The following is a 24,418-nucleotide window of genomic DNA, read 5'->3' as shown; positions in this document are numbered from 1 at the left end:
GTTCGCGAGGGAGGACTGCAGTAGGAATGTCGAACCCAACAGAGCCCGGCAAGCCGCAGGAGCCCACTCCGGATGCGCCGGAGACCGACGACTCCGCCGAACGGCGGTTCACCGCGCCCTCGGGTTTCGACGGATCCACCCAGATCATCCAATCGGTGCCCGAACCGCCTACCGAGATCTTCTCCGCCGGCGAGCCGACCGAGATGATCGACACCACCAAAGTTGCTGCACCGCAGGTGATTCCGGCACGTGAAGACGCGCCCAAACCCCCTCGCACACAGCGCAGCTGGGGTTGGGTCATCGCGGTGGTACTGGTCATCGCGGCGCTGGTGGCGCTGGCCGTACTGGGCACGGTGCTGCTGACCCGCGGCAGCGCGAACGCGGCCTCGCAGGAGGAGCAGGTCCGCTCGACCATCGAGAGCTTCGACGCCGCCATCCAGAAGGGTGATCTGTCCGCGCTGCGGGACATCACTTGCGGGGCGACCCGGGAGTCCTACGTCAACTACGACGACGACTCATGGGCCGACACGCACAAGCGTGTCGCGGCCGCCAAGCAGTATCCGGTGGTCGCCAGCATCGACGAGGTCGTCGTCGTCGACGGGCACGCCGAGGCCAACGTCACGACGTTCATGGCCAACGCCCCGCAGACCCGGTCGACGCGCAGCTTCGATCTGCAGTTCCGCGACGATCAGTGGAAGATCTGCCAGAACGGCTGACCCGCAAAACGACTTCGGCGCGGTCCCGTACGTAGAACGTACGAAACCGCGCCGAATTCGTGCAGGATGTCAGCTCGCGGAAACCGACCGGCCCGCGCTGTGCAGGTCGTTGCACGCCTCGATGACGCGCTCGGTCATGCCGGCCTCGGCCTTCTTCAGGTAGCTACGGGGGTCGTAGACCTTCTTGTTGCCGACCTCGCCGTCGACCTTCAATACACCGTCGTAGTTGGTGAAGAAGTGGTCGGCGATCGGGCGGCTGAATGCGTACTGGGTGTCGGTGTCGACGTTCATCTTCACCACGCCGTAGCGCAGCGAGTCCTCGATCTCGGACTTCAGCGAGCCCGAACCACCGTGGAAGACGAAGTCGAACGGCTGGGCGCTGTCGGCGAGGCCCAGCTTGGCGGCGGCGACCTTCTGGCCCTGCGCCAGGATCTCCGGCTTGAGCTTCACGTTGCCCGGCTTGTACACACCGTGCACGTTGCCGAAGGTGGCGGCCAGCAGGTACTTGCCGTTCTCGCCGGAGCCGAGCGCGTCGATGGTCTTCTCGAAGTCCTCGGGGCTGGTGTACAGCTTCTCGTTGATCTCGGCCTCGACGCCGTCCTCTTCACCGCCGACCACGCCGATCTCGATCTCCAGGATGATCTTGGCTTCGGTCGACAGCTTCAGCAGTTCCTGCGCGATCTGCAGGTTCTCGTCGATCGGCACCGCGGAGCCGTCCCACATGTGCGACTGGAACAGCGGGTTCTGACCCTTGGCGACACGCTCGGCCGAGATGGCCAGCAGCGGGCGGACGAAGCCGTCCAGCTTGTCCTTGGGGCAGTGATCGGTGTGCAGTGCGACGGTGACGTCGTACTTGGCGGCGACGACGTGCGCGAACTCGGCCAGCGCCACCGCACCGGTGACCATGTCCTTCACGCCGAGACCGGAGCCGAACTCCGCGCCGCCGGTCGAGAACTGGATGATGCCGTCACTGCCTGCGTCGGCGAATCCCTTGATGGCGGCATTGATGGTTTCCGAGGAGGTGCAGTTGATCGCCGGGAAGGCGAACGAATGCTCCTTGGCACGGCCGAGCATCTCGGCGTAGACCTCGGGCGTAGCGATGGGCATGGAATTCCTCCTGGTTCGCGTGCGCTTTCCCCGGAAGTATCTCAATAAAGGAACGGCCGCGGCAGGGCGGCTGTCGGGTGGACCGTTTAGCCTCACAGAAATGCGCGCCATGTCGGTCCTGAAAGTGCTCGCGGCCGCGGCTTCGGCGGCCCTGGCGGTGACCACCGTGGGCTGCGCCCCGACCCCCGCCCCCGGCCCGGCCCCCACCCCGGTCGTGGCGCCTGTCATACCGCCGGCACCGGTGCCTGCCAGCACAGTTCCGCCCGGCCGGGCCCAGATCATCGTCAACGGCGACACCGGGCCCACCGGTCCGGTCGACTGTTCCACCGACGGCGGGTTGACCACGATCAGCGTCGGGGAGAGTTCCCTGGGTGTCAGCGTGGTGGTGACCGACGACGACGAGCCGGCCGTCCGCTCGGTCAGCATCGGTGACGTCGGCGGCGTCGCTCTGGGCTTCGCAGTGGGTACCGGCAGCCTGCCGCCCACCGCCCGCCGCAACGGCGACACCGTCGTCATCTCCGGGTCGGGCGCCGGCACCGATTCGGCGAACCCCGCACGGATCGTCGATTCCAGCTATCAGATCGCCGTGGCCTGCCCGTAAGCCGAAGCCGGTATCTTGGGGCCTCATGACAACCACCCATCTGGCACTGATGCCGGATTTCATGGATCCGATCAACCTGCTGAGCTACTTCGGCACCTGGGCGCTGGTCGGACTGCTGGTGGTGGTGTTCGTCGAATCGGGCGTGCTGTTCCCGATCCTGCCCGGCGATTCGCTGTTGTTCGTGGCGGGCATGCTGGCCGCCGGTATCTCGACCGCCTCCGCGGAGGGCAATGTCGCCAACGTGAACTTCCAGCTCTGGCAGCTGCTGCTGTTCATCCCGATCGCCGCCATCCTGGGCGCGCAGGTCGGCTATTGGATCGGCCGCAACGTGGGCACCGCGATGTTCAAACCGAACGCCCGGTTCCTCAAGCAGAAGTATCTCGATGAGGCCCATCTGTTCTTCGAGCAGCGCGGCCCGTTCGCGATCGTGATCGCCCGGTTCGTGCCGATCGTGCGCACCCTGGCGCCGATCACCGCGGGTGCGGCCAAGATGAACTACGCGGTGTTCACCCTGTACAACGCCGTGGGCGCCATCGTGTGGGGTTGTGGCCTGACGTTGCTGGGCTTCTGGCTGGGCCGGTTCGAGATCATCCAGAAGCTGCTGGAGCCGATCGTGATCGGCATCGTGATCGTCTCGGTGCTGCCGATCGCCATCGAGTGGTACAAGCGGCGCAAGGAAGCCAAGAAGGCCGGCGAAGGCCCGCTCGCCGAGCAGTCCTAACTCTCCAGCGCGCGGATCAGGCTGGCCGAGTCGTACGGCCCGGTGTGCCGTTTGCCGTTGACGAAGAAGGTCGGCGTGGAGTTCAGATCCATCAACTCGGCGTCGTCGACATCGTCGCGCACCCGGTGCAGCACCTTCGCCGACTCCAGGTCCTCGTCGAACTTGCGGATATCGCAACCGACTCCGTCGGCGTACCGGTAGATGTGCTCCCACTCCAGGTGGTCCTGCATCTCGAACATCCGGGAGCCCATCTCGAAGAACCGGCCCTGCAGGGCGGCCGCCTCGCTGGCCCGGGCGGCGTCCGCCGAATGCGGATGCATCCGTTCCAGCGGCAGGTGGCGCCACACGTAACGCAGCCGGTCCCCGAAGTGGGCCCGCACCTCGTCGATCGAGCCGGTGGCCCGGCTGCAGAACGGGCACTCGAAGTCGGCGTATTCGACCAGCGTGAGCGGGGCGTCCGGGTGACCGACGATGTGGTCGCGCTGGGGGTCGACGTCACGGATCAGTTTGGCCCCCACGGCAACCGGCGGGCTGATCCGATCGATCACGGTGAACAGCAGCCAGCCCAGCGCGAAGGCCACCACCGAGGCCACCAGCACGCCCACCCGGGCCAGCTCCTGCTTGACCGGGTCGGTGATGGCGATGTCGACGATGAACAGCGAAATGGTGAACCCGATGCCGGAGAGCGCGGCCCCGCCCGCGACGCGGCGCAGGGTCAGCCCCGGCGCCAGCCGGCCCAGGCCGGTCCCCCGCACGATCGCGGTGGCGGCGGTGATGCCGACGAACTTGCCCACCACCAGACCGGCGATCACACCCCAGGTCAGCGGGGATGTCGCCGCCATCTCGATGGTCTCCAGATCGAACCGCACACCGGCGTTGGCGAGCGCGAACAGCGGCAGCACCAGGAACGAGACGTAGGGCCCGAACCCGGTCTGCAGGCGTTCGTTGATCGAGATCGAGTCGCGCAGGCTGCGCGCGGCCGCGCGGGCGTATTCGGAGTTCGGTGACTGCCGGAACGCGCTGACCACCTCCGCGGCCTCCTCCACCCGCTCCCGCTCCGGCGTGAACACCGGGATCAGCAGGGCCACCGCGACTCCGGCGAGGGTGGGATGCACGCCGCCGGTGAACAACGCCAGCCACAGGCCGAAGCCGAGGACGAAGTAGGCGGGTCCCCGGCCGGCGGGCAGCCGCCGCACGGCGGCGATCGCCGCGATCAGGCCCGCCGAGATCACCAGCGGCCAGATCCGGACCTGTTCGGAGTAGAACAGCGCGATGGCCAGCAGCGCGCCGACATCGTCGACGACGGCCAGCGTCAGCAGGAAGGTGCGAAGCCGCGCCGGGTATTTGGGCCCGATGATGGCAAGTGCGCCGACCAGGAAGGCGGTGTCGGTGGAGATCACCACACCCCAGGCCCGGGCGTCGTCGCCGCTCGGATTGAGCAGCAGGAAGATCAGCGCGGGCACGATCAGCCCGGCCAGCGCGGCGAGCACCGGCACCGCGGCGCGGGAGCGGTCGGTGAGCTCGCCGATGGCGAACTGGCTCTTGACCTCCAGCCCGACGACGAAGAAGAAGAACGTCATCAGCGCGTCGTTGACCAGATGTTTGACGGTCATCTCGACGTGGACGTTGCCGAAGAGGATCCCGATCTCGGTGTTCCAGAAGTCCGTATAGCTCTGCGCCCAGGGCGAATTGGACCACAGGATGGCCAGCACGGTGAAGCCGAGCAGCAGCGCGGCGGCGATGTTCTCGCCGCTGCGCGCGGCGGTCGGGATGCGGCGGATCACTCGGCCGCGGGCTCGGCGGTGTCGGCGTCCAGGGTGTGCGCGGCCTCCATCAGCATCCAGCCCGAGAGCTGCACCGACAGATCGCGTTCGGCCACCGCGGACGCGTTGACCGCACCCTCCACGAACTGCGCGTCACCGGTGACCGATTGCGGCACTTCGGCATTGCGGTCCCAGAACGCACCGAACAACGGCAGCCCGTCGACGGTCTGGCGGTAGTCCCAGGCCGACTGCGCCGAGGTGAGCACCATCTCACGCGCGGCGGCGCGGGCCTGGTCGTCCTCGGCGGAGGTGCCCGGCAGGTCAGTGGCGACGAAGGCCAGATAGCGGGCCAGGATCGCGTTGAACAGGCCGCCGTCACCGCCGCCGGCGCCGCGGATCACGCCAGAGGTGGTCATCTGCTCGCGCACCGCGGCGACCAGCCGATGCACCCGTTCGGCATGGTCGGGGTCCTGGGTCCGGCGGGCGAGTTCGACCTCCAGCCCGAGCACCACGCCCTGGCAGTAGGTGTACTGGGCGCGTACCAACGAGCCGCCCTTGATGCCGTCGAACACCAGCTGGGTCTCGGGGTCGATCAGTGTCTCGTCGATCCAGTCGGCCATCTGCTGGGCGCGGCGCACCCGATCATGGCGGGCCAGGAAGATGCCGGCCGGCCCGTTGGCCGGGGCGTTGAAGAACTGATCCTGCTTGCGCCAGGGAATTCCGCCGCCGTCCTCGGGCACCCAGGAGTTGAGAAACTGGTCGGCCAGCGTGTCCAGCGCCCTGGGCCGGCCCACCCCACAGAGCCGGCCGGACCGCTCCAGGGCCAGCGCCAGCCAGGCCATGTCGTCGTAGTAGTCGTTGGTCCAGCGGCCGTTGTTGCGGATGCGGTGCCCACGGATCTGACGGTTGATGCGGGTCAGCCGCGCCGGCTGCGGGTCACGCAGCTGCGCATCGACCAGACAGTCCAGCAGGTGGGCCTGCCACCAGTAATGCCAGGTGCCGAACAGGGTCTGCTTGCGGGCCGCCGGCCAGGCCACCACACCGAGCTGGGTGCCGGGCAGCCCCCACAGTCGCCTGAGGTGGCGCTTGACGATGGCCGCCTCGGAACTGGCCGCACGATTTGCCCACACCTGCACCATGGCCTAGATACTGCCCTAGACGGGCCCTACCACGCCTGGGATATGTCCGCGTGAGCGCGGATCCAGGCGTGCATCGCGATCCCGGCGGCGACACCTGCGTTGATGCTGCGGGTCGATCCGAACTGGGCGATGGACACCGTCAGCTGCGCACCCGCGGACGCGTCCGGGGTGATGCCGGGACCCTCCTGCCCGAAGATGAACAGACAACGCCGCGGGAGCTCCGCGGTTTCCAGCGGCAGGGAGCCGGGCACGTTGTCGACGGCGACGACGGTCAGGCCTTCGTCGGCGGCGAACTCCAGCAGGTCGGCGGTGCTGTCGTGGTGGCGCAGCCGCTGGTAACGGTCGGTCACCATGGCGCCGCGGCGATTCCACCGGCGCCGGCCGACGATGTGCACGGTGTGCACCGCGAAGGCGTTCGCGGTGCGCACCACGGTGCCGATGTTGGCGTCGCTGCCGAAGTTCTCGATGGCGATGTGCAGCGGGTGGCGCCGCTTGTCGATGTCGGCGATGATCGCCTCGCGCGTCCAATAGCGGTAGGCGTCAACGACATTGCGGGTGTCCCCGTCGCGCAGCAAGTCCGGGTCGTACCGCGCGGCCTCGTCACCGGTGGGCCACGGGCCCGGCCAGGGACCGACGCCGGGCGTCTCGCCCCACTCGGTGGGGCCGGGTTTGTCGTCGTCAGTCACCGGTGGTCCACAGCGCCGCACGGGTGCCGACCACCGACACCGACGGGTAGAGCAGGGCGGCGTTGATCTCGCCCTGGGTGCACATCGATGCCCGGATGGACACCGCGTCCCGGGCCGCGTCCGGCAGCACCAGCAGCGAGGACCCGTACACCGAGCAGGCGTGCGAGAGGCCGGCGCCGGGCAGGGTGGGCGCGGTCAGCACCATGAGCGGACCGCCCCGGGCCACCGCGTCGTCCTCGTACCGTTGCGCCAACCCGTCGATCGACAGCCCGAGCAGCATGTACCCGTTGCCGGTGAATGCCTGCGGGTCCCCGAGTGCGGTCGGCGCGAGTTGCGAACCGTCGGCCCGGAAGGCGTCGACACTCGTCGAGCGCAGCGTCAGGCCGGTGTCGGCGGGGTTGGTGGGCGCCAGGCCCACCGGGAAGGCCGCCGCGTAGGCGACCGTCGTCTGCGGAATCCGGTCCTGCGGCGAATACAGGTACACCCCGCGCACCTGACTCTGATCCCGCAGCGGCCCCAGACATGCTGTCCCACTGAGGCGTTGAGGATCGGCGGCGGTGACCGGCCGAAGACTCAGGTCGGTGGCCGAGGCGCAGCCGCCGACGGCGTCGGCCTCGATGGGATGTGCCAGCGCGCCGTAGAGGCCGAAGCGCAGACTCTCCGGGGCGGCGTGCTCGGCGCCCTCGTCGGCCACTGCGGCGTCCACGTCGATGAGCACCCGATCGCCTTCGAACCGCAGATTCGACACCGAGACGTTCCAGCCCAGGATCGACAGGGATTCACCGATCGTCGCCTGCTGGGCGCCCCACGGGCCGCGCTGGTCATCACTGCCGGCACAGCCGGCCAGCAGCGCCGCGACCGCAAGCACGGACGCCACCTTGCGTGCCAACTGCATTCAGGTTCGTCCTCTGCCGCGGCCCACTCGCTTGGTCAAGCCGCGCAAGAGTTTCCGGGGCACCAGACGACTGCCGGCCGTGAGCGCCTTGTACTGCAGCCCGGGCACGATGACGACCTCACCCTTGGCGACATCGTGCAGGCAGTCACGCACCACATCGTCGACCTGCAGCCAGAACCAGGACGGCGTGCCCGTCATGTCGATGCCGGCACGCTGATGGAACTCGGTGCGCACGAACCCCGGGCACAGCGCGTGCACCCCGACGCCGGTGCCGGTCAGGCCATTGGCCAGGCCCTCGGAGAAGGCGATCACCCAGGCCTTCGACGCCGAGTAGGTGGAGCCGCGCCCGGGCATCAGACCGGCGACGCTGGCGACGTTGATCACGGTGCCCGACCCGGCGGCGAGCATCGGGGGCAGCGCGGCGTGGGTGAGCGCCATGACGGCGGTGACGTTGACGTCCAACTGGGATTGCAACAGCGCGTAGTCGGCGGTCCAGAACTCCCCCGACGTGCCGAAACCGGCGTTGTTCACCAGGGTGTGCACTCCGGCCCGCAGCCGCTCGGCGACCTTCTCACGGTCGGTGGCCAGGGCCAGGTCGGCCGGTAGCACCTCGACGTTCGCACCGGCCTCGTCACGCAGTTCGGCGGCGAGTCGATTCAGGCGCGCCTCGTCGCGGGCCACCAGGACCAGGTCGTATCCGTCGGCGGCGAACCGCCGGGCGAATCCCTCGCCCAGACCGGCGGTGGGCCCGGTGATCAGCGCCGAGCGTGCTTCCGGGGTTGTCACCGCTGGTAGTGCGGCGCCTGCCGGGTGCTGTTGTGCACCGGCGGGCGCTGCTGCATGTAGCGGCCCACATCGGCACGCCCGGGCGGCAGGTCGCCGCGTCCGGCGGGAAGTTCTGCGGGGCGCGGCAACAGCGGCCGGCTCGGTGATCCGCTGCGGCGGGCCAGCGCGGGTTGCCCGCCGCGGGCACCGCTCTGCCCCGGCTGCGGAACCGGGGGCAGCACCCGGAGCAGGTCGTTGAACTGGCGGACGGTGCGCAGACCCTCGTCCCACTGGGCGCGGGTGCTGGTGATCGGCATGGCCACCAGCGTCCAGTTCTGCTCGTTCCACATGATCTCGGCGCAGTCCGGCGCGGTGTGGGCGAACGTCACCATCCGGCGGTCGCAGGCTCGTCGGGCCGCATCCAGGTTGGTGGAGTAGACCATCCGGGGGCCGATCGCGCCGAGCAGCCAGATGTCGCTCTCGCGGGGCTCCTTGATGTCCTTCAGGCGCAGATCCACCACCACGTTGGTGCCGACCTTGCGGTGCAGGGCGATCACGGTGGCCACTTCGTCGATGTCGAAGATGAAGACGGCCTCGCCGCGAATCTGTCCGAGCACCACGTTGCGCGCAGAGACGGTCTCACCGACGGTCGACATCACGCCGCGTTTCCAGCGGCTGAGGATGTCGGCAGATTCGTGTTCATAGTCGAAACCGTGCGACTTCGCCCACGACTTACGCCGTCGGCCCAAACCGCGCCGACGGTCGTTATCCACGTACAACAAGACGGCCGCCCCCACGAAGCAGAGGGCGGACAGCGTGAACCAGAGAGGAACCATTGACTTCAGCGTACTTGCTCGGTGCGGTTTCGCCCGAACTCGAGAAGGTCACAATCCTCGCCGCACCGCGATTTCGGCGCGCTCACGTGCGCAGAACGTACGTGAGCGCGCCGAAGTCACACACTCAGCCCAGGATCAGGCTTTCTCCGTCGGGGCTGACATTGACCGGCACGGTGTCACCGTCGTGCACCTGACCCGCCAGCAACATCTTGGCCAGCTGATCGCCGATGGCCTGCTGCACCAGTCGGCGCAGCGGACGGGCACCGTAGAGCGGGTCGAAACCACGCTCGCTGAGCCACTGCTTGGCGGGCAGCGACACCTCGAGGGTGAGCCTGCGCTGGGCCAGCCGCTTCTGCAGCTGATTCAGCTGGATGTCGACGATGTGCACCAACTCATCGGGATTGAGCGGATCGAAGATCAGCACGTCGTCGAGCCGGTTGATGAACTCCGGCTTGAACGCCGAGCGCACCGCGGCCATCACCTGCTCCTCGGTGCCGCCGGCACCCAGGTTGGAGGTCAGGATCAGGATGGTGTTGCGGAAGTCCACCGTGCGGCCCTGACCGTCGGTCAGCCTGCCCTCGTCGAGCACCTGCAGCAGCACGTCGAACACGTCCGGGTGCGCCTTCTCGATCTCGTCGAACAGCACCACCGTGTACGGGCGGCGACGCACCGCCTCGGTGAGCTGGCCGCCCTGGTCGTAGCCGATGTAGCCCGGAGGCGCACCGACCAGGCGGGCCACCGAGTGCTTCTCGCCGTACTCGCTCATGTCGATGCGGACCATGGCGCGGTCATCATCGAACAGGAACTCCGCCAGCGCCTTGGCCAGCTCGGTCTTACCGACACCGGTGGGGCCGAGGAACATGAACGAGCCGGTCGGGCGGTTCGGGTCGGCGACACCGGCGCGAGCGCGGCGCACCGCATCGGACACCGCGGCGATGGGCTTGCGCTGCCCGATGACGCGTTTGCCCAGCTCATCCTCCATGCGCAGCAGCTTGGCGGTCTCGCCCTCCAGCATCCGGCCGGACGGGATCCCGGTCCACGCCTCCACCACCTCGGCGATGTCGTCGGGACCGACCTCCTCCTTGAGCATCACGTTCTCGCGAGCCTCGGCGACCGGCAACGCGGCGTCGAGCTTCTTCTCGACCTCCGGGATGCGGCCGTACCGCAGTTCGGCGGCCTTGGCCAGGTCACCGTCCCGCTCGGCGCGGTCCGCCGCGCCGCGCAGGCTGTCCAGCTGTTCCTTCAGCTCGCGGACGATGTCGATGGCGCCCTTCTCGTTCTGCCACCGGGTGGTCAGCTCGGACAGCTGCTCCTTCTTGTCGGCGAGCTCGGCGCGCAGCTTCTCCAGCCGGTCCTTGGAGGCGTCGTCCTCCTCCTTGGCCAGCGCCATCTCCTCGATCTCCAGGCGCCGGACCAACCGCTCGACCTCGTCGATCTCGACGGGGCGCGAGTCGATCTCCATGCGCAGCCGGGACGCGGCCTCGTCGACCAGGTCGATGGCCTTGTCCGGCAGGAACCGCGCGGTGATGTACCGATCCGAGAGGGTCGCCGCGGCGACCAGCGCGGAGTCGGTGATGCGCACACCGTGGTGCACCTCGTAGCGGTCCTTGAGGCCACGCAGGATGCCGACGGTGTCCTCCACGGAGGGTTCGCCGACCAGGACCTGCTGGAAGCGGCGCTCCAGGGCGGCGTCCTTCTCGATGTACTTGCGGTACTCGTCGAGCGTGGTGGCACCGACCAGGCGCAGTTCGCCACGGGCCAGCATCGGCTTGATCATGTTGCCGGCGTCCATCGCCGATTCGCCGGTGGCACCGGCGCCCACGATGGTGTGCAACTCGTCGATGAAGGTGATGACCTGCCCGGCCGAGTTCTTGATGTCGTCGAGGACAGCCTTCAGCCGCTCCTCGAACTCACCGCGATACTTGGCGCCGGCCACCATCGACCCGAGGTCCAGGCTGATGACGGTCTTGTCCCGCAGGCTTTCCGGCACGTCGCCGGCGATGATGCGCTGGGCCAGGCCCTCCACGATCGCCGTCTTACCGACGCCGGGCTCACCGATGAGCACCGGGTTGTTCTTGGTGCGGCGGCTCAGCACCTGCACGACGCGACGGATCTCGTTGTCGCGCCCGATCACCGGGTCGAGCTTGCCCTCGCGGGCGCGCGCGGTCAGGTCGGTGGAGTACTTCTCCAGCGCCTGGTACGAACCCTCCGGATCGGGGGTGGTGACCCGGGCACTGCCCCGGACCTTGGTGAACGCGTCCCGCAGGGCATCCGGCGAGGCGCCGGCCCCGGTCAGCAGCCTGGCGACGTCGTGACCGCCGGTGGCCAAACCGACCATCAGGTGCTCGGTCGAGACGTATTCGTCGTCCATCTCGGTGGCCAGGTGCTGCGCCGTGGTGATCGCGGTGATCGCGTCCGGGCTGAGCTGGGGCTGCGAGTTGGAGCCGGATACGCTCGGCAACCGACTGATGAGGCGTTCGGCCTCGGCGCGGATGGTTGCGGGCTCGACTCCGACCGCCTCCAATAGGGGCGCGGCGATGCCGTCGTTCTGCGTGAGCAGCGCCATCAATAAATGAGCGGGAGTGATCTGCGGGTTGCCTGCGGCGGTCGCCGCCTGCAGGGCAGAGGTCAGTGCCGCCTGAGTCTTCGTGGTCGGGTTGAACGAGTCCACGACACCTACCTTTCTAGGGCTGTTGCAGCTGGGGAAAATGCTTCTCGTGTTGTCCAACGCAGTCAAGGTTGAGTCTGTTCCGCTCAACTCTAGAAATCTTCGACCAATTTCTCGACCCGCCGCACCCGCCGAGGTCAGCGCACCTTCGGCCGGTCGGGGTTAACGTCTGAACATGTCCGACTCCGGCTTCGGCGACTTCGAGTTCGAACGAAAATTCTTCGTCCGTGAACTGCCCGCCGTCGCAACATCCGATCCCAGCCCCGCGCTGATCGTGCAGGCGTATCTGTTCGCGGCCGACGGTTATGCCGTCCGCATCCGCCTGCAGGGTCCCGCGCCCGACACCCTGGACGGGACTCCCGCCGCCCTCGTGCAGCGCCTCGGCGAGGACGCGATCGGCACCATGACCGCCAAGGGTCCGGCGGCCGGTGGCACCCGGTACGAGGCCGAGCGCAATCTCGATCCGATGGTCGCCGGCCAGATCGTCAGCCGGGCCGAGCACGTCGTCGCCAAGGTGCGGTACTCCGCGTGGCTGGGCGAGGACGGCTGGGTCCTCGACCGGTTCCTGGGTGGCAACGCCCCCCTGGTGCTCGCCGAGGTCGAGCGCGGCAGCCCGGTGGTCGATCTGACCATTCCCGGGTTCTGCCTCACCGAGGTGTCCGAGGACGATCGGTTCCGCAACGAGTACCTGGCGCACAACCCGTTCGGCGACTGGGCCGCGGCGTACGGCCGTGAGCTCGACCTACTCGGAGCGAACTTCGTGAATACCCTGGGGCACAACGATTTCGAGGGCAGCACACCCCCACGTCACGGCTGATTTCTCAGGGGCCGAGTTGAGCCCGGTAGGGAGCCAGATCGAACCGGGGTGAATCGTCGGTCACCAGCGCGTCCATCTTGCGCTGGAGATAGTTGTAGCCACTCCCGACGAGCGCCGATGGGGTGCCCAGCACCCACCGTGGGCGCATGGACGTAGCGGGAGGCCGGGGCGGCATGCCGTACGTCTCCCACATCTCCTGCGTGGCGGACCTCGCGAGGCCGCCAAACGTGCCTTGCGAGTGATTCTCGCCGGTGTCCACGTGGTGCACGGCCCCGCGGAAGGGCAGCGGGGCAAGGCGATAGCCGTGCTTGTTCGCCCACTGCCGGACCCTCATGTGTGACCCGAGAATCGTGGCCAGCAGATCGCCGAAGATATCGAAGACCTCCCCCTGCCCGATGTCGGGCGTTGCGTCGTCGGGCACCCCGTAGGCGGCGAACGGCAGGATGTAGGACGTGCCGCACTGGAGATGGAACGCGCGCAGGCTGCGGTAGACGTTCCGTTTGCCGGAATAACGCCATCCGCGCGAGATGTACCAGCCGGGCTCACCCGCATGCCGGGACGTGAAGGCAACGAGATCGCGGTGCACGAAATCGTCGGCGTCGGTGATCATCACGTAATCGGGGGCGTGCTCACGGACGGCTATCAGACCGATCCCGAGCTTCGTACCCTTGTCCCACACGACCGCCGGGTATGACGCGTGCGTCCCGGCGGGCGCCGGCGGCGGGAAATCGACGACGACGGACACCACCCGGTCGGGTAGCGGAAAGGACAGCGCAACGTTGCTGACAACGACCACGATGTATTCGCTCGACGTCTGCAGCGCAATCGAGTTCAACGTGTCCTGGAGCAGCCGTTCGTTTCTCGCATAGTCGCGCGCATTGTCCGGATGACGTAACGACGTGATGAACGCCAGCATTCGGAAACCCCCGCCCCCCGCACGCCGACCCCCCAGTCGACGTATCGGATCGGACACTACAAGAGCTCACAGCATGCCGCGACCGGAAACTGGTCGTTGAAAAAGGAACTAAGCAAACGACAACCGGGGTCGGAGTTCGCGGTGAACACCGGCTACAACAGTTCTCGCCGGCCGGGAACGCACCGCCGCAGCTATTGGTGCCAACTGGGTCGGGACACCCAGTACGCGGCCTGGTCGAGCCAGCCGCCGCGGTACTCCAGCCGGTCGTACAGGTACCGAGCGATCAGGACCGCCGACAGCAGGGTCGGCAGCGGGTTCGATACCGCCTGTGGACAATCCAGTCGATAGGCCAACAATTGCTGCGGTCCGGTGACCGCCGGGTGAAGTGGCGTCACCGTCGCGATCGCCGCGCCCACTGTGTCGTACACGTGCTGCGGCGCCAAACCGCGACCACCGGTGGGATCCAGGTGAAAAGTTGTCTGCGCCAATGGGCGATCACTTGACTCCAGTCGCATCGACAATCTCCCCAGACGTACACGTCGCCAATAGGAACCCGTCTGCGACAGGCGTCCGACCTCGTGGCCACCGGCATCGCCGATGGTGATGCGTTGGTCCCTTCTCCCACCAGATCTGGCCACAGTGAGGAGAAGCCGTCCGGCGGGGTTGACGACATCGAACTCTATTGTTCGAGTGTCCCGCCCGATCGCGAGCGGAAGGCGAACTCGCGACGAAACGGCGCCCAGCGGCGCACCATGCACGTCGAGCAGCACGCAAGAAGCATCACCGTCAGCGGATGCAGCCTGCTCGCGCAGGAACAGGATACGTTGTCCCAGAGGGTAACCCGATGCAGCCGTCGAAGCAGCGGCCACTTGGTCGGTCCACTTCAAACCGTCGAAGAAGCGGACCCGGTCCGGCTCCCATGGATCGGTGAACCAGCCGGCCGCGGCCGGCAGCGTCGGATCGGTGATGACGTCCCCCTCAACCAGAATTTCGGTGCTTCGAGCCATTGAACAGAGCTGTTACCTTGAATACAAGGGGGACGGATGGGGCTGTTCGACACGTACAGCGACGTGATGCAGAAGCTGGGCGAAACCCTGCGCAGAGCGGATCCGATAGGACCGATCGGCGCAGCCGGTGACATGGTCACAGGCCTTTTTTCCGCCGCCGACATCATCGGTGAGCATGGTGTCGACGGGTTGTGGAACCGTGCAGCCGATTTGGGTGAAGTCGCCTCTGTCGCCCAGGGCATGCTGCCACTCGCAAAGCAGACTTTGATCATCTCCGGTGGCTTGCAGACGGTGCTGGCCATGCAGATGCAGTGCGGTTGGACCAACACTCCCGAAGACGGGGATGGCTACAGCCAAAGCGCGCAGCGCTTCAACAGCGTCGCCGATGGCCTGGAGACCGCGTACCCGAACGACAGCTGGTCGGGTCCCGCAGCCGATGCTTACGAACTTGCCAACGAGAAGCAGAAGAACCGGGCACGCCGCATGCCGGACGCCGACCTCGATGTCCTGATGGCGATCTCGTCGGAGGCCGGAGCGGTCAACACCACCCGCCGGATATTGAACAACGCCGCGACCCTGATGGGTAACGCCATCGCGCCGGCGTTGGCAGTGCGCGCCATACCCAGAGTCGGGCCCGCCATGTCCCGCGAAATCGAGATCGCCGCCGTGGGCGTGTCGATCCCGACCTGCCTCTGGTACATGAACGAACTGTCGAACCATTCCGAGCGGTCGGCGCAGACCATGAAAGATGCCGCGCGGATCTATGACGAGATCGCCGCCGAATGCTATCCGACCAGCATGTGAGGAGCAGCAATGACAAGCCCGCCCGGCCCGCCAGACGAATTACGTGTCACGCCAAGTCATCTTCGCGACTTGGCACAGAAGCACGGGGATGCCGCCACTCGGATCGGGCAGGCGACCGGCCTCGTCGACGGCGTGTCCGAGTCGGTGCTGCGGACTCACGGGCAGGTGTGCAGCGCCACGGCGGCGGCCGCCGAGCTGGTCGCCGAGGCCCGCAGGCGTGCCTGCATCGCACTCGAGACCATGTCGCAGGCGCATGAAGCGAATCTGAATACCGCTGCCTCGCAATACGTTCGAACCGACGCGCAGGGTGGCAGTTCGATCGACGAACAGATGCCGCCGCGATGACCGAGTACGAGCCGCGCCTCGCCGACGAAGAGGACACCGGCCTGGGCGCATTCGACATCTACGTTCCGGCCGAGGAACCCGACGCCGCCATTCCCGATCCGCTGTTCTACGCCCACAACGCCGCCGGCACGGTCTCGGTGGCCGCGCTGATGGATGGCTCGATTCATCGGGTGGAACTGGCGCCGCGGGTATCGGACATGACCGAAGCCGAGCTCGCCCGCGAGATACTGGCCGTGGCGGCGGTGGCCGCGGCCAAGGGCCGTGCCGGTCAGTACGAGTTGGTGTCCGGGCTGCTGCGGATGCAAGGCCAGGACGCCGCCTCGGCCCGCGAACTGCTGGAGCACGGTCTCAAGCTGCCGACACCCGAACAGGCCGCCGCAGCCGAAGCGGCGCTCGCAGCGCGCCGCTGAGACGCGTCGCATCGTTTCGGCCACACTGTTGCGATGCGCTTCAACCCACCGCCGGGCGTACGCACCGCGCTGATCCTCGGGGCGGTCGCAGCCGTACTGCTGATCGCTGCCGGCATGCGCGGCGCTGAGCAGTTCTCCCGGGCCGACTTCACCCGGATGCGCGCCGAGGCGGGCAGGTTGAACCTGACGGTCACCTCGGTCGAGGCCACGGGCACAACCGCCGATACAGTCATCGAGCACAACGGTGCCGAGCCGGAGGATATTGCGTTCTCGTACGAGAACTGTGGATGGAAGTGGTGCGAGTTTTGACGACAGGCAGCTGGGGTTCCGTTCTCGCCGAACTCATCCCGTTGGGGATGGTGATCGCCCTGTCCCCGTTGTCGATCATCCCGGCGGTGCTCGCCCTGCACACCGATCGGCCGCGCCCCACCGGACTCGCATTCCTGGCCGGCTGGCTACTCGGGCTGTCCGCCCTGGTCTCGGCGTTCGTTGCCGCCTCCGGGCTGGTCGGCTCCCTGGACAAACCGCCCGGTTGGGCGTCCTGGCTGCGCATCGTCGTGGGTGGGGCACTGATCGTGTTCGGCGGATACAAGTGGGCGACCCGCCACAAGTCCGAGCATTCTCCGGCATGGATGCGCAAGCTCAGCGGCCTCACCCCGGGCCGGGCGCTGGTCACCGCCGCGGTGCTGGCGGTGGTGAACCCGAAGGTGCTGTTCATCTGCATCGCAGCGGGTTTGGCGATCGGGTCGGCCGGTGTCGGTCCGGTTCACGCTTGGCTATCGATGGTGTACTTCGTCGGGATCGCCGGCAGCACGGCAATTCTTCCGATCCTGGCCTATGCCGTCACCGGGGAACGGCTCGCCGCGCCGCTGACCCGCCTGAAGGAGTGGATGGAGCGTCAGCACGCCGTGCTGGTCGCCGCGATCCTGATCGTGATCGGTGTCATGGTGCTGTACAAGGGGATTCACGGCCTGTAGCCGTCGGGCAACCCCAGTTCGTCGACGTCGGCGGTGAGATAGCGCTGTACCGCGGGCGCGATCAGATTGCCGGCCGCCAACACCGCACGCATCCGGGTCTCCGGCCCCCCACCCAGCGCTCCGGACACCGCGGTCAGCACGTACTCCCGCATGAACTCCCGGAACGCCTGGTTGGCGTGGGCGTTCGACGTCGCCGAGGCACCATGGCTGCCATGCTGGCGCCGGTGTCGGGGTCGTCCCAGATGGCCAGGTAGGCCCGCACCAACCGGGTGCCCAGCCCGGCGTCGTCACCGTCGGTGATCGCCTCGACCAGTCGTTGCGGATCGATGATCAGCTGCATGGCCGCGCGGAACAAACCCTCCTTGGAACCGAACAGGTAGAGCACCATCGACGGGTCGACCTGGGCGTCCCGGGCGATGGCCCGCAGCGTCGTCTTTTCGTACCCGGCAGCAGCGAAGTGCTGTTTGGCGGCAGCCAGCACCGCGTCCCGGGAGACCGGCTCGCCCCGCCTCCTACCCCGTCGGGGCCCTTTCACCGCTGGTGACACCTGACCTCGGGGTCGGCGCGGCCCTGCTGTTCAGGCTCGGCCTGGGCTCGATGTTCGGCAAGGTGGGATCGAGCATCGGCGCCTTGCTCGCGGTGCTGGTCGGCAACCCGATGTCCGGGCTGACCAGCGCCCCGGAGATGTTGCCCGCCGGGTGGGGCACGGCGCTGCTGCGCGCATGCGCCTACTTCGGTGGGTCCGGCGCGGTCTCGCAATTGTGGCTCTGACCTGCTGGGCACTCGCGGAAACGGTGCTCGTCGGAATCGCCGCGGCGCGACGCACCTAGACTCGTGTCCCGTGGGACTCGACGACCGCGACGCACTCCAGACGCTGCGCGCCGCGGTCGGCGCCGACGGGGTGATCGGCCGGTTCTATGCCCGGTGGTTCGCCACCGACATGTCGGCTCGCGACCTGTTCCCCCCGGACCTGACACGCCAGCGTGCCGCCTTCGCCGAGGCCCTGGACTGGCTGCTGGCCGAGATGATCGCCCAACGCGCCGAGGAACCGGTCGCCTTCATGGCCCAACTCGGCCGGGACCACCGCAAGTACGGCGTCACCTCCGCGCACTACGACGCCCTGCACCAGGCACTGCTGAGCACTCTGCGCGACCAGCTGGCGGATTCATGGGATGCTCGGATCGCCGAAGCCACATCCGATTTCGTTCAACTGGTGGTCGGGGTGATGCGCGGGGCGGCCAATGCCGAGCAGGGGCCGCCATACGTCGACGGCACGGTGATCGAACACATCCGCGCGACGCGGGACGTGTCCGTCATCCGGTTGCAGTTGGACCGGCAGCTGCCGTATCACCCTGGCCAATACGTGACGGTCCAGGTGCCGCAGTGGCCGCGCCGGTGGCGCTACCTGAGCCCTTCCATCCCCTCCGACAGCAGCGGGGCCATCGAATTTCACATCCGTTCGGTGTCCGGCGGCATGGTCAGCCCGGCGATCGTCGGCGAGACCCGCCCCGGGGACCGGTGGCGGCTGTCCAATCCGCATGGTGGACTGCACATCGACCGCACCGACGGCGACGTGCTGCTGGTGGCGGGCGGAACCGGGCTGGCCCCACTGCGGGCGTTGATCTCCGATCTGTGCCTCTACGCCGACAATCCGCGGGTGCACCTGTTCTTCGGTGGCCGCTACCCCTGCGACCTCTACGACCTGCCCACGCTGTGGGAGATCGCGTCGATGAACCCGTGGCTGTCGGTCACTCCGGTCTCGGAGTACGCCACCGATCCGCCGTGGGCCGTGGAGTACCCCGACCACCGGCCGCCACGCGGGCTGCATGTCCGCCAGACCGGTCGGCTGCCCGACGTGGTGACCGGTTACGGCAGTTGGGGTGACCGACAGATACTGATCTGTGGCAGCCCCGATATGGTGACCGCGACGAAGGCCGCGCTGATCGCCAAAGGCGCTCCCCCTGAGCGCATCCAGCATGATCCCCTGGCGTGACAGAATCGCCCTATGCCCGAGTTGGAGCGCATCACCCTGCGGGATCGGTCCTCCGCGCTGACGGCCACCTTCGTCCCGGACGCCGGAATGATCGGCACATCGCTGGCCGAGGGCGAGCTCGAATTCCTCGGCCGGCGCCGTGGCTTGGACGCCTACGTCACCGACGCCAAGACGATGGGCATCCCGATCCTGTACCCGTGGGCGAACCGGCTGGGCGCTGATCACTACCGGGCGGAGGGAGCGCAGGTCCATCTCACCGCCGGTGAAGGGCGGGTGCGTACCGATCCACACGGCGCCCCGATACACGGTGTGCTGGCCGCCTACCCCGGCTGGAAGATCACCGAGCGGTCATCCGACAGTCTCACCGCCACGCTCGATTACGACACAGACGAGCTCCTGGCGGCGTTCCCGTTCCGGCATGTACTCACCCAGCGGATCACGCTCGCCGACCGCACGCTGAGCATCGCGACCACCGTCGAGCCCACCGCGGCAGTACCGGTGCCGCTGTGCTTCGGGTACCACCCGTACTTCACGATTCCGGGTGTGCCGCGCGGGCAATGGGAACTCGGCACACCGGCGATGCGGCACCTGCCGGTCGACGAGCGCGGCATCCCGACCGGCGCACACGAACCCCTGCCCGCCGCGTCGGCGCCGCTCGCCGAACGGGTGCTCGACGACGGCTTCGACGAGGTGGCGCCGGGCTCGGTGTTCACCATCGCCGGCGGGGAGCACCGCATCGACGTGAGCTTCGATGCGGGCTATCCGGCCGCGCAGCTGTTCGCCCCAGCAGGGGATGACCTGATCGCCATCGAACCGATGGCCGCGCCCACGGATGCGCTGCGCCGCGGGGGTTACCGGACGGCCGCACCCGGACAACCGGAGACGGCCCGGTTCTCGGTCACGGTCGGTCCCCGAAACGGCTGAAGACGGTCGCGAAAGTCCGTGCTGCCTCTGCCAACTCGGCGATCTCGACATACTCGTCGCAGCTGTGGGCCACGGTCATCGACCCCGGCCCGTAGACCACCGTCGGAATTCCCAACTGGTTTCGGAGGAACCGGGCATCGGTCCCGAGGAACAGGCCGCGGACCGGACGCCGCGTCTCCGCGGCTGTACCCACCAACTCGGCGAACGGGTGATCGGCGACCAACTCCGACGCTTCGGCGAAGGCCAGCACTGTCAGTGTCCGGTCGACATCCGGTACCAGGCGGTCCAGCAGGGAGTTCAGTTCGGCCACCGCGTCATGTTCGGTCTGGCCGGGCAGGATCCGCCGATCCACCCGCAGGACGCAGGAACTCGCGACGATGTTCGGCGCGGTGCCGCCGTCGATCGTCCCGACGTTGCAGGTGGGACTGCCCAGCAGCGGGTGGACGGTGCCCCCGAAGTCGGCCTCGTGCAGTGCCTGCACCAGCCGGGCCGCGTCCGCGATCGCCGAGTGCCCCACAGCGGGATCGCTCCCGTGCGCGGCCCGACCGGACACCGTGATCTCGGCGAGCAGCACACCGCGCTCCGCCACGCAGACCTGAAGTTCGCTGGGCTCGGGGACGATCGCCGCGTCCGCCGAGATCCGGCCGGCGTTCATCAGCGCTTCGGTCCCCCACCGGCCACCTGTCTCCTCGTCGGCGACCAGATGGAACACCACGTCACAGTGCGGGGGCAGGTCGGCGTCGAAGCATGCACGCAGCCCCTCGAGAGCCGCCGCGATGCCGCCCTTCATATCGCAGGCCCCCCGCCCGTACACCCGGCCGTCGCGGACGACGCCACCGAAGGGCGGCAGTGTCCAGTCCTCCTCGACCACCGGCACGACGTCGATGTGACCGTTGATCAGCAGGGTCGGCCGCGGGGACGGACCGGCACCGGTGACGGTGGCCAGCAGCGAGGTCCGACCGGGCGCGGGCTCGAAGACCTCGGGACTCGCCCCCAACCCCACCAGGACATCGGTGAGCAGGGCGACGATGGCCGTCTCGTCACCCGGCGGATTGCGGGTGTCACAGCGCACCATCGCGGCGGTCAGTTCCGCGCAGCGCCAATCGTTGACCGCCGCGACCGCACTGCAGGCGGCGCTCACAGGTAGTCGGCCACGTCGTCGAGGAACCCCAGCGGTGCGATGCCGATCAGGAACTCCCGCAGCGCCGGACGGTAGCCGAACAGTTCGGTGAACAACCGGCGCGCCCCGGCACGGTCACCGCTGCGTGCCATCAGCAACGCCTGCCAGAACTGTGCTTCGCGGTTGTCCTCACCGAGCAGTTCGGCGGCGGCGGCCAGACCGGACAGTTTCTCCTCCAACGTCTCCGGGGAGACGTTCTGATACGGGCCGATCATCAGATCCTGGGCGAAGATGACCTCACCGATGAAGTCGAACGCCCGATGCCGGGGCAGCAACCGGGACAGTTCGGATATCGGGTCGGGGTGGTCATCCACCCGGATGTCGATCCGCACATGCTGCCACGGGGTTTGCGAGCGGTCCGGCCCGTAGACGGTGAGCACGGCCGACTGCGAGCCGCGAACATCGCCACCGGCCTGCTCCGCCGCGACCATCGCGGCCAGGATCCGTTCGGCCAGTGGGCCCTTCGCGTCCTGGTAAGCGTCCAGCATGTCGTGGTACACCCGGTCGCGGGCCAGCATGTTGCCCTGCACCGCGACGCCATCGGCAACCAACCCGCCGGCCGCCGGCGCGCAACGTCCGCCGGTGAAGGAGACCGCCAGACCGTTCGCATCGACGACGCCGAGTTGCCGGTACGCACTCAGCGGGTCGGCGGCGGTGACCTGGTCCACGGCCTGCTGCGCGGATGCGCCCGCCCGCATGGCCGCCACGGCCTGCGGCCCGTAGTCGACGTTGACGAATGCCTGGGTGGCGGCCACTCCCACACCGGTCTCACCCCAGCCCACCAGGCGTCCGACACCGAAAAAGTGTGACTGCGAACCGATCCCGAGCTCGCCGGTGGCCGGGTCGCGGGCGACGATCGAGTACGTCATCGGGGCGATGCTCCGTTCGTGGTGTGTCGGTTGATCAGTTCGGCCACCCGGTCGGGCACCTCCACCATCGGGAGATGCCCGACCCCGGCCAGTGTGACGACGGTGCCACCGGTCGTCGCGGCGATCTCCTCGGTCATCGCCGGCGGACACGTGGGATCCGCGGTTCCCGCGACCGCGAGCACCGGAGCCTGGACCCGCGGCGCGAGGTCGCGGATGTCCGAGCTGAAGGCGGCCCGCAGGATGGCGGCGACCGTCTGTTCCGGACGGCTCCCGGCAACCCGGGCCGTCTCGTCCAGACCGGGCGCAGCGGTGAATTCGGGGCCCACCACCTGCGGCACCAGATCGGCGAAGTACTGCTTCGACCCCACCGCCGTGAGGTCGGTGACCATCTGCTCGATGGCGGCGTCCGGCAGGCCGGTGCCCAGCGTCGACCCGAGGGTGGTCACGCTGTGCACCCGGGCCGGGTGCAGCGCGGCCAGCGCCAGCGATATCGTTCCACCCAGCGAACCGCCCGCCAGATGCACGGTGTCCAGGCCGAGCGCGTCGAGCACCGCCAGCACGTCGAGCAGGTAACCGTCGGTGACGGTGAACGGCCCACGGAGACCCGAGCTTCCGTGTCCCCGCAGATCGATGGCGACAACCGGACGCTGCAGCAGGGGTATCACCTGTCGCCAGACCACGGCCCCGGTGTTGATGGGGTGCACGAGCACAACGGGTGTCTGCCCGGCCAACCGGCCGGACACGTGCAGCGCCAACGGTCCGGTCGGGCCGTCCACCACCCTGGTCTCGGATGTGTCCGTCATTCGGTCGCGTACTTCAGCAGACCTTCGGCGGCGGCCTCGCTCACATGCATGTGCCAGATCCGCCATTGGGCGCCGCCGTCGCCGTCGTCACGGCGGTAGAACTCGGTGTTGCGGTACCGCAGCGCGCCCGAACTCTCAAGGGTGCCACTGGGTGTCGGCAACAGGACCTCGCATTCACCTTCCGAGGTGAGCAGGGCGACATCACCGAAAACCTGCACCGTGGGCGGCGCGAGGTCACCGATCCGACTGATCCGCGCACCCACCGCCTGCAGATTGCGCCACAGCTTGGCCTTGTCCTGCACACCGTGATAGGTGAACCCGTTCAGGTTGAACTGCAGGTAATTGTCACCGGACGGAAAGAACTCGATCATGTTCTCGGCGACCAATTCCACGTTGGCGGCCGTCCAGCCGTCGTGCACGGCCAGGATCGCATCGATGTCGGATTGTGTCATGTTGAAAAGCCCTTTCTGCGCTTACGAATCGGAGATCAGCGAGGCGATGGCGGCCAGCGACTCCCGGCTGGTGCTCTCGACGATCGGGACCACGATCACCTTGTCGGCGCCGGCGTCGAAGAAACGGCCGAAGCCCGCGTCGGCCTGCTCCGGCGTCCCGGTCACCGACATGGCGTCGACCCACTCATCGGGCATCTCGGCCTCGATCACCTCGGGCCCGCCCCGGGCGATCATGTCCGTCAGCAGCTCGTTGCCCCCGATCGCCGCCAGCATGGGGTTGGGGCCGGTCGCGGCGAGGTAGAAGGCCAGTACGGGCTTGATCTGTTCGCGGGTCTGTGCGGCCGCGGCAGGATCACGGGCCACGTTGACCGCGGACAGCACAACGAGTTCCGGACGTTCGGTCCGGCCCGCCTCGGCCGCGGCCTTGTCGAGCTTGAGGCGGGTCGCGGCGACGTACTCCGCGGGGGCCAACGCACTGACGACCAGCCCGTCGGCCAGCTCGCCGGTGAGTGCGATGCCCTTGTCCCCCAGGACCCCGGTGTAGATCGGCACCCGGTCGGCGGGCGGGTGGGTGAGCGTCACGTCGGTGAAGCTGTGCACCTTGCCCTCCGCGGTGACGGTCTGCCCGGCCAGCAGGTCACGCACGCCGGTCAGCGTTTCCCGTAGTGCGCTCATCGGTGAGCGCACCGTCAGCCCCATCTGGGCCGTCCACGCCGGCACCCCGTGCCCGATGCCCGGGGCGAACCGCCCTGGGAACGCACGCGCGAGCGTGGCGATCTCCATGCCCAGCAGTGCCGGATGGCGGACCATCGAGGACACCACCGCTATGCCCACCCGGATGCGCTCGGTCGCACTGAGCGCGATCGCCGACGCGGCGATGCCGCCGAGGAAGAAGTAGTCCTCCGGGATCCAGAGTTCACCGAACCCGCTGTTTTCCACCGACTTGGCGAGCTCGGCGATCTGTTCGGGTGGTGTGGTACTGCCCAGCAGGACGCCCACCTGCCTGCCATCTCGAACGGTCATG

At 68.1% G+C, this 24,418-nt stretch carries 27 protein-coding genes and 1 pseudogene; 12 read left to right on the top strand and 16 right to left on the bottom strand.

Annotation, left to right across the window (positions count from 1 at the left end; all coding sequences use genetic code 11):
- Nucleotides 1-26 precede the first annotated feature (26 nt).
- Nucleotides 27-716, top strand: a complete 690-nt coding sequence (locus K0O62_RS03535) for an Rv0361 family membrane protein (RefSeq protein WP_073855707.1) — start codon at nt 27-29, stop codon at nt 714-716.
- A gap of 69 nt (nt 717-785) precedes the next feature.
- On the opposite strand, the gene fbaA is transcribed toward K0O62_RS03535, so the two are convergent.
- Nucleotides 786-1,823, bottom strand: a complete 1,038-nt coding sequence (fbaA, locus tag K0O62_RS03530; RefSeq protein WP_073855706.1) for a class II fructose-bisphosphate aldolase — start codon at nt 1,821-1,823, stop codon at nt 786-788.
- Nucleotides 1,824-1,923: 100 nt separating this feature from the next.
- Here fbaA and K0O62_RS03525 point away from each other — a divergent pair, with 100 nt between their 5' ends.
- Together K0O62_RS03525 and K0O62_RS03520 are read left to right on the top strand one after the other, a co-directional pair.
- Nucleotides 1,924-2,424, top strand: coding sequence for a lipoprotein LpqH (locus K0O62_RS03525; protein ID WP_073855705.1), 501 nt, complete (start codon nt 1,924-1,926; stop codon nt 2,422-2,424).
- A 25-nt stretch (nt 2,425-2,449) separates the two neighbouring features.
- Nucleotides 2,450-3,145 (top strand): DedA family protein, encoded by a 696-nt coding sequence (locus K0O62_RS03520; RefSeq protein WP_073855704.1) that lies wholly within the window; start codon nt 2,450-2,452, stop codon nt 3,143-3,145.
- On the opposite strand, the gene nhaA is transcribed toward K0O62_RS03520, so the two are convergent.
- The 7 genes from nhaA to clpB form a co-directional block, all read right to left on the bottom strand.
- Nucleotides 3,142-4,929, bottom strand: coding sequence for a Na+/H+ antiporter NhaA (gene nhaA, locus K0O62_RS03515; RefSeq protein ID WP_073855703.1), 1,788 nt, complete (start codon nt 4,927-4,929; stop codon nt 3,142-3,144). The two genes, K0O62_RS03520 and nhaA, sit on opposite strands and share 4 nt — an antisense overlap.
- Complete coding sequence (locus tag K0O62_RS03510) at nt 4,926-6,047, bottom strand: glycoside hydrolase family 76 protein (protein ID WP_073855702.1); 1,122 nt, start codon at nt 6,045-6,047, stop codon at nt 4,926-4,928. The genes nhaA and K0O62_RS03510 overlap by 4 nt, the downstream gene beginning before the upstream one ends.
- Nucleotides 6,048-6,073: 26 nt before the next feature.
- Entirely contained in the window at nt 6,074-6,733 is a 660-nt protein-coding gene (locus K0O62_RS03505; protein WP_073855701.1) for a TrmH family RNA methyltransferase, read from the bottom strand.
- Nucleotides 6,726-7,628 (bottom strand): hypothetical protein, encoded by a 903-nt coding sequence (locus K0O62_RS03500; protein WP_073855700.1) that lies wholly within the window; start codon nt 7,626-7,628, stop codon nt 6,726-6,728. Before K0O62_RS03500 ends, K0O62_RS03505 begins: the two co-directional genes overlap by 8 nt.
- Nucleotides 7,629-8,414 (bottom strand): SDR family NAD(P)-dependent oxidoreductase, encoded by a 786-nt coding sequence (locus K0O62_RS03495; protein WP_234800030.1) that lies wholly within the window; start codon nt 8,412-8,414, stop codon nt 7,629-7,631.
- Nucleotides 8,411-9,229, bottom strand: a complete 819-nt coding sequence (gene ttfA, locus K0O62_RS03490; protein ID WP_073855699.1) for a trehalose monomycolate transport factor TtfA — start codon at nt 9,227-9,229, stop codon at nt 8,411-8,413. The genes K0O62_RS03495 and ttfA overlap by 4 nt, the downstream gene beginning before the upstream one ends.
- A gap of 124 nt (nt 9,230-9,353) precedes the next feature.
- The gene (gene clpB, locus K0O62_RS03485; RefSeq protein ID WP_073855698.1) at nt 9,354-11,900 is read right to left on the bottom strand and encodes an ATP-dependent chaperone ClpB; all 2,547 of its coding nucleotides are present in this window, start codon (nt 11,898-11,900) and stop codon (nt 9,354-9,356) included.
- Nucleotides 11,901-12,072: 172 nt separating this feature from the next.
- On the opposite strand from clpB, the gene K0O62_RS03480 reads away from it, so the two are divergent.
- The gene (locus K0O62_RS03480) at nt 12,073-12,714 is read left to right on the top strand and encodes a CYTH domain-containing protein (RefSeq protein ID WP_073855697.1); all 642 of its coding nucleotides are present in this window, start codon (nt 12,073-12,075) and stop codon (nt 12,712-12,714) included.
- A gap of 4 nt (nt 12,715-12,718) precedes the next feature.
- Here K0O62_RS03480 and K0O62_RS03475 read toward each other — a convergent pair whose 3' ends face one another.
- The gene (locus tag K0O62_RS03475) at nt 12,719-13,630 is read right to left on the bottom strand and encodes a glycosyltransferase family A protein (protein WP_073855696.1); all 912 of its coding nucleotides are present in this window, start codon (nt 13,628-13,630) and stop codon (nt 12,719-12,721) included.
- 191 nt (nt 13,631-13,821) lie between these two features.
- Nucleotides 13,822-14,637 carry a DUF2510 domain-containing protein gene (locus K0O62_RS03470; protein WP_073855695.1) on the bottom strand — a complete coding sequence of 272 codons (816 nt, stop codon included), beginning with the start codon at nt 14,635-14,637 and terminating at the stop codon, nt 13,822-13,824.
- A 36-nt stretch (nt 14,638-14,673) separates the two neighbouring features.
- Here K0O62_RS03470 and K0O62_RS03465 point away from each other — a divergent pair, with 36 nt between their 5' ends.
- From K0O62_RS03465 to K0O62_RS03445, 5 genes are read left to right on the top strand one after another with little or no spacing between them, the layout of a single operon-like run.
- The gene (locus K0O62_RS03465) at nt 14,674-15,441 is read left to right on the top strand and encodes an EspA/EspE family type VII secretion system effector (protein WP_109789058.1); all 768 of its coding nucleotides are present in this window, start codon (nt 14,674-14,676) and stop codon (nt 15,439-15,441) included.
- A gap of 9 nt (nt 15,442-15,450) precedes the next feature.
- The gene (locus tag K0O62_RS03460) at nt 15,451-15,786 is read left to right on the top strand and encodes an ESX-1 secretion-associated protein (RefSeq protein WP_073855694.1); all 336 of its coding nucleotides are present in this window, start codon (nt 15,451-15,453) and stop codon (nt 15,784-15,786) included.
- Nucleotides 15,783-16,196 (top strand): hypothetical protein, encoded by a 414-nt coding sequence (locus tag K0O62_RS03455; RefSeq protein ID WP_073855693.1) that lies wholly within the window; start codon nt 15,783-15,785, stop codon nt 16,194-16,196. Before K0O62_RS03460 ends, K0O62_RS03455 begins: the two co-directional genes overlap by 4 nt.
- A gap of 33 nt (nt 16,197-16,229) precedes the next feature.
- Nucleotides 16,230-16,505 (top strand): hypothetical protein, encoded by a 276-nt coding sequence (locus K0O62_RS03450; RefSeq protein WP_073855692.1) that lies wholly within the window; start codon nt 16,230-16,232, stop codon nt 16,503-16,505.
- A complete protein-coding gene (locus K0O62_RS03445; protein ID WP_073855691.1) occupies nt 16,484-17,173 on the top strand; it encodes a GAP family protein in 690 nt (229 codons plus the stop codon). The genes K0O62_RS03450 and K0O62_RS03445 overlap by 22 nt, the downstream gene beginning before the upstream one ends.
- Here the strand turns inward: K0O62_RS03445 and K0O62_RS03440 are convergent.
- A pseudogene (locus tag K0O62_RS03440) lies at nt 17,161-17,720 on the bottom strand (TetR/AcrR family transcriptional regulator). The gene K0O62_RS03445 and the pseudogene K0O62_RS03440 sit on opposite strands and share 13 nt — an antisense overlap.
- Between K0O62_RS03440 and K0O62_RS03435 the strand changes: the two are divergent.
- The 3 genes from K0O62_RS03435 to K0O62_RS03425 all read left to right on the top strand — a co-directional run bounded on the left by K0O62_RS03435 (nt 17,714) and on the right by K0O62_RS03425 (nt 20,090).
- Entirely contained in the window at nt 17,714-17,944 is a 231-nt protein-coding gene (locus K0O62_RS03435; RefSeq protein WP_079244607.1) for a hypothetical protein, read from the top strand. The pseudogene K0O62_RS03440 and the gene K0O62_RS03435 sit on opposite strands and share 7 nt — an antisense overlap.
- A 70-nt stretch (nt 17,945-18,014) precedes the next feature.
- Nucleotides 18,015-19,166 (top strand): FAD-binding oxidoreductase, encoded by a 1,152-nt coding sequence (locus tag K0O62_RS03430; protein WP_073855690.1) that lies wholly within the window; start codon nt 18,015-18,017, stop codon nt 19,164-19,166.
- 12 nt (nt 19,167-19,178) lie between these two features.
- Entirely contained in the window at nt 19,179-20,090 is a 912-nt protein-coding gene (locus tag K0O62_RS03425) for an aldose 1-epimerase (RefSeq protein ID WP_073855689.1), read from the top strand.
- Here the strand turns inward: K0O62_RS03425 and K0O62_RS03420 are convergent.
- The 5 genes from K0O62_RS03420 to K0O62_RS03400 are packed head-to-tail and all read right to left on the bottom strand — an operon-like array spanning nt 20,065 to nt 24,417.
- The gene (locus K0O62_RS03420; RefSeq protein ID WP_234800029.1) at nt 20,065-21,231 is read right to left on the bottom strand and encodes a M20 family metallopeptidase; all 1,167 of its coding nucleotides are present in this window, start codon (nt 21,229-21,231) and stop codon (nt 20,065-20,067) included. The two genes, K0O62_RS03425 and K0O62_RS03420, sit on opposite strands and share 26 nt — an antisense overlap.
- Nucleotides 21,228-22,139: a DUF1028 domain-containing protein gene (locus tag K0O62_RS03415; protein ID WP_073855688.1), complete on the bottom strand. Its 912-nt coding sequence runs from the start codon at nt 22,137-22,139 to the stop codon at nt 21,228-21,230. Before K0O62_RS03415 ends, K0O62_RS03420 begins: the two co-directional genes overlap by 4 nt.
- On the bottom strand, nt 22,136-22,942 hold the full coding sequence (locus K0O62_RS03410; RefSeq protein ID WP_073855687.1) for an alpha/beta fold hydrolase: 807 nt from the start codon (nt 22,940-22,942) through the stop codon (nt 22,136-22,138). The genes K0O62_RS03415 and K0O62_RS03410 overlap by 4 nt, the downstream gene beginning before the upstream one ends.
- Complete coding sequence (locus tag K0O62_RS03405; protein WP_073855686.1) at nt 22,939-23,394, bottom strand: Cif family virulence factor; 456 nt, start codon at nt 23,392-23,394, stop codon at nt 22,939-22,941. Before K0O62_RS03405 ends, K0O62_RS03410 begins: the two co-directional genes overlap by 4 nt.
- A 21-nt stretch (nt 23,395-23,415) precedes the next feature.
- Entirely contained in the window at nt 23,416-24,417 is a 1,002-nt protein-coding gene (locus tag K0O62_RS03400) for an LLM class flavin-dependent oxidoreductase (RefSeq protein WP_073855685.1), read from the bottom strand.
- Between the last annotated feature and the right edge of the window lies 1 nt (nt 24,418).

Source organism: Mycolicibacterium diernhoferi, assembly GCF_019456655.1.
Taxonomy (GTDB): domain Bacteria; phylum Actinomycetota; class Actinomycetes; order Mycobacteriales; family Mycobacteriaceae; genus Mycobacterium; species Mycobacterium diernhoferi.
The sequence above is the reverse complement of the archived record's forward strand: the minus strand, read 5'-3'. Positions and strand labels throughout refer to the sequence as shown.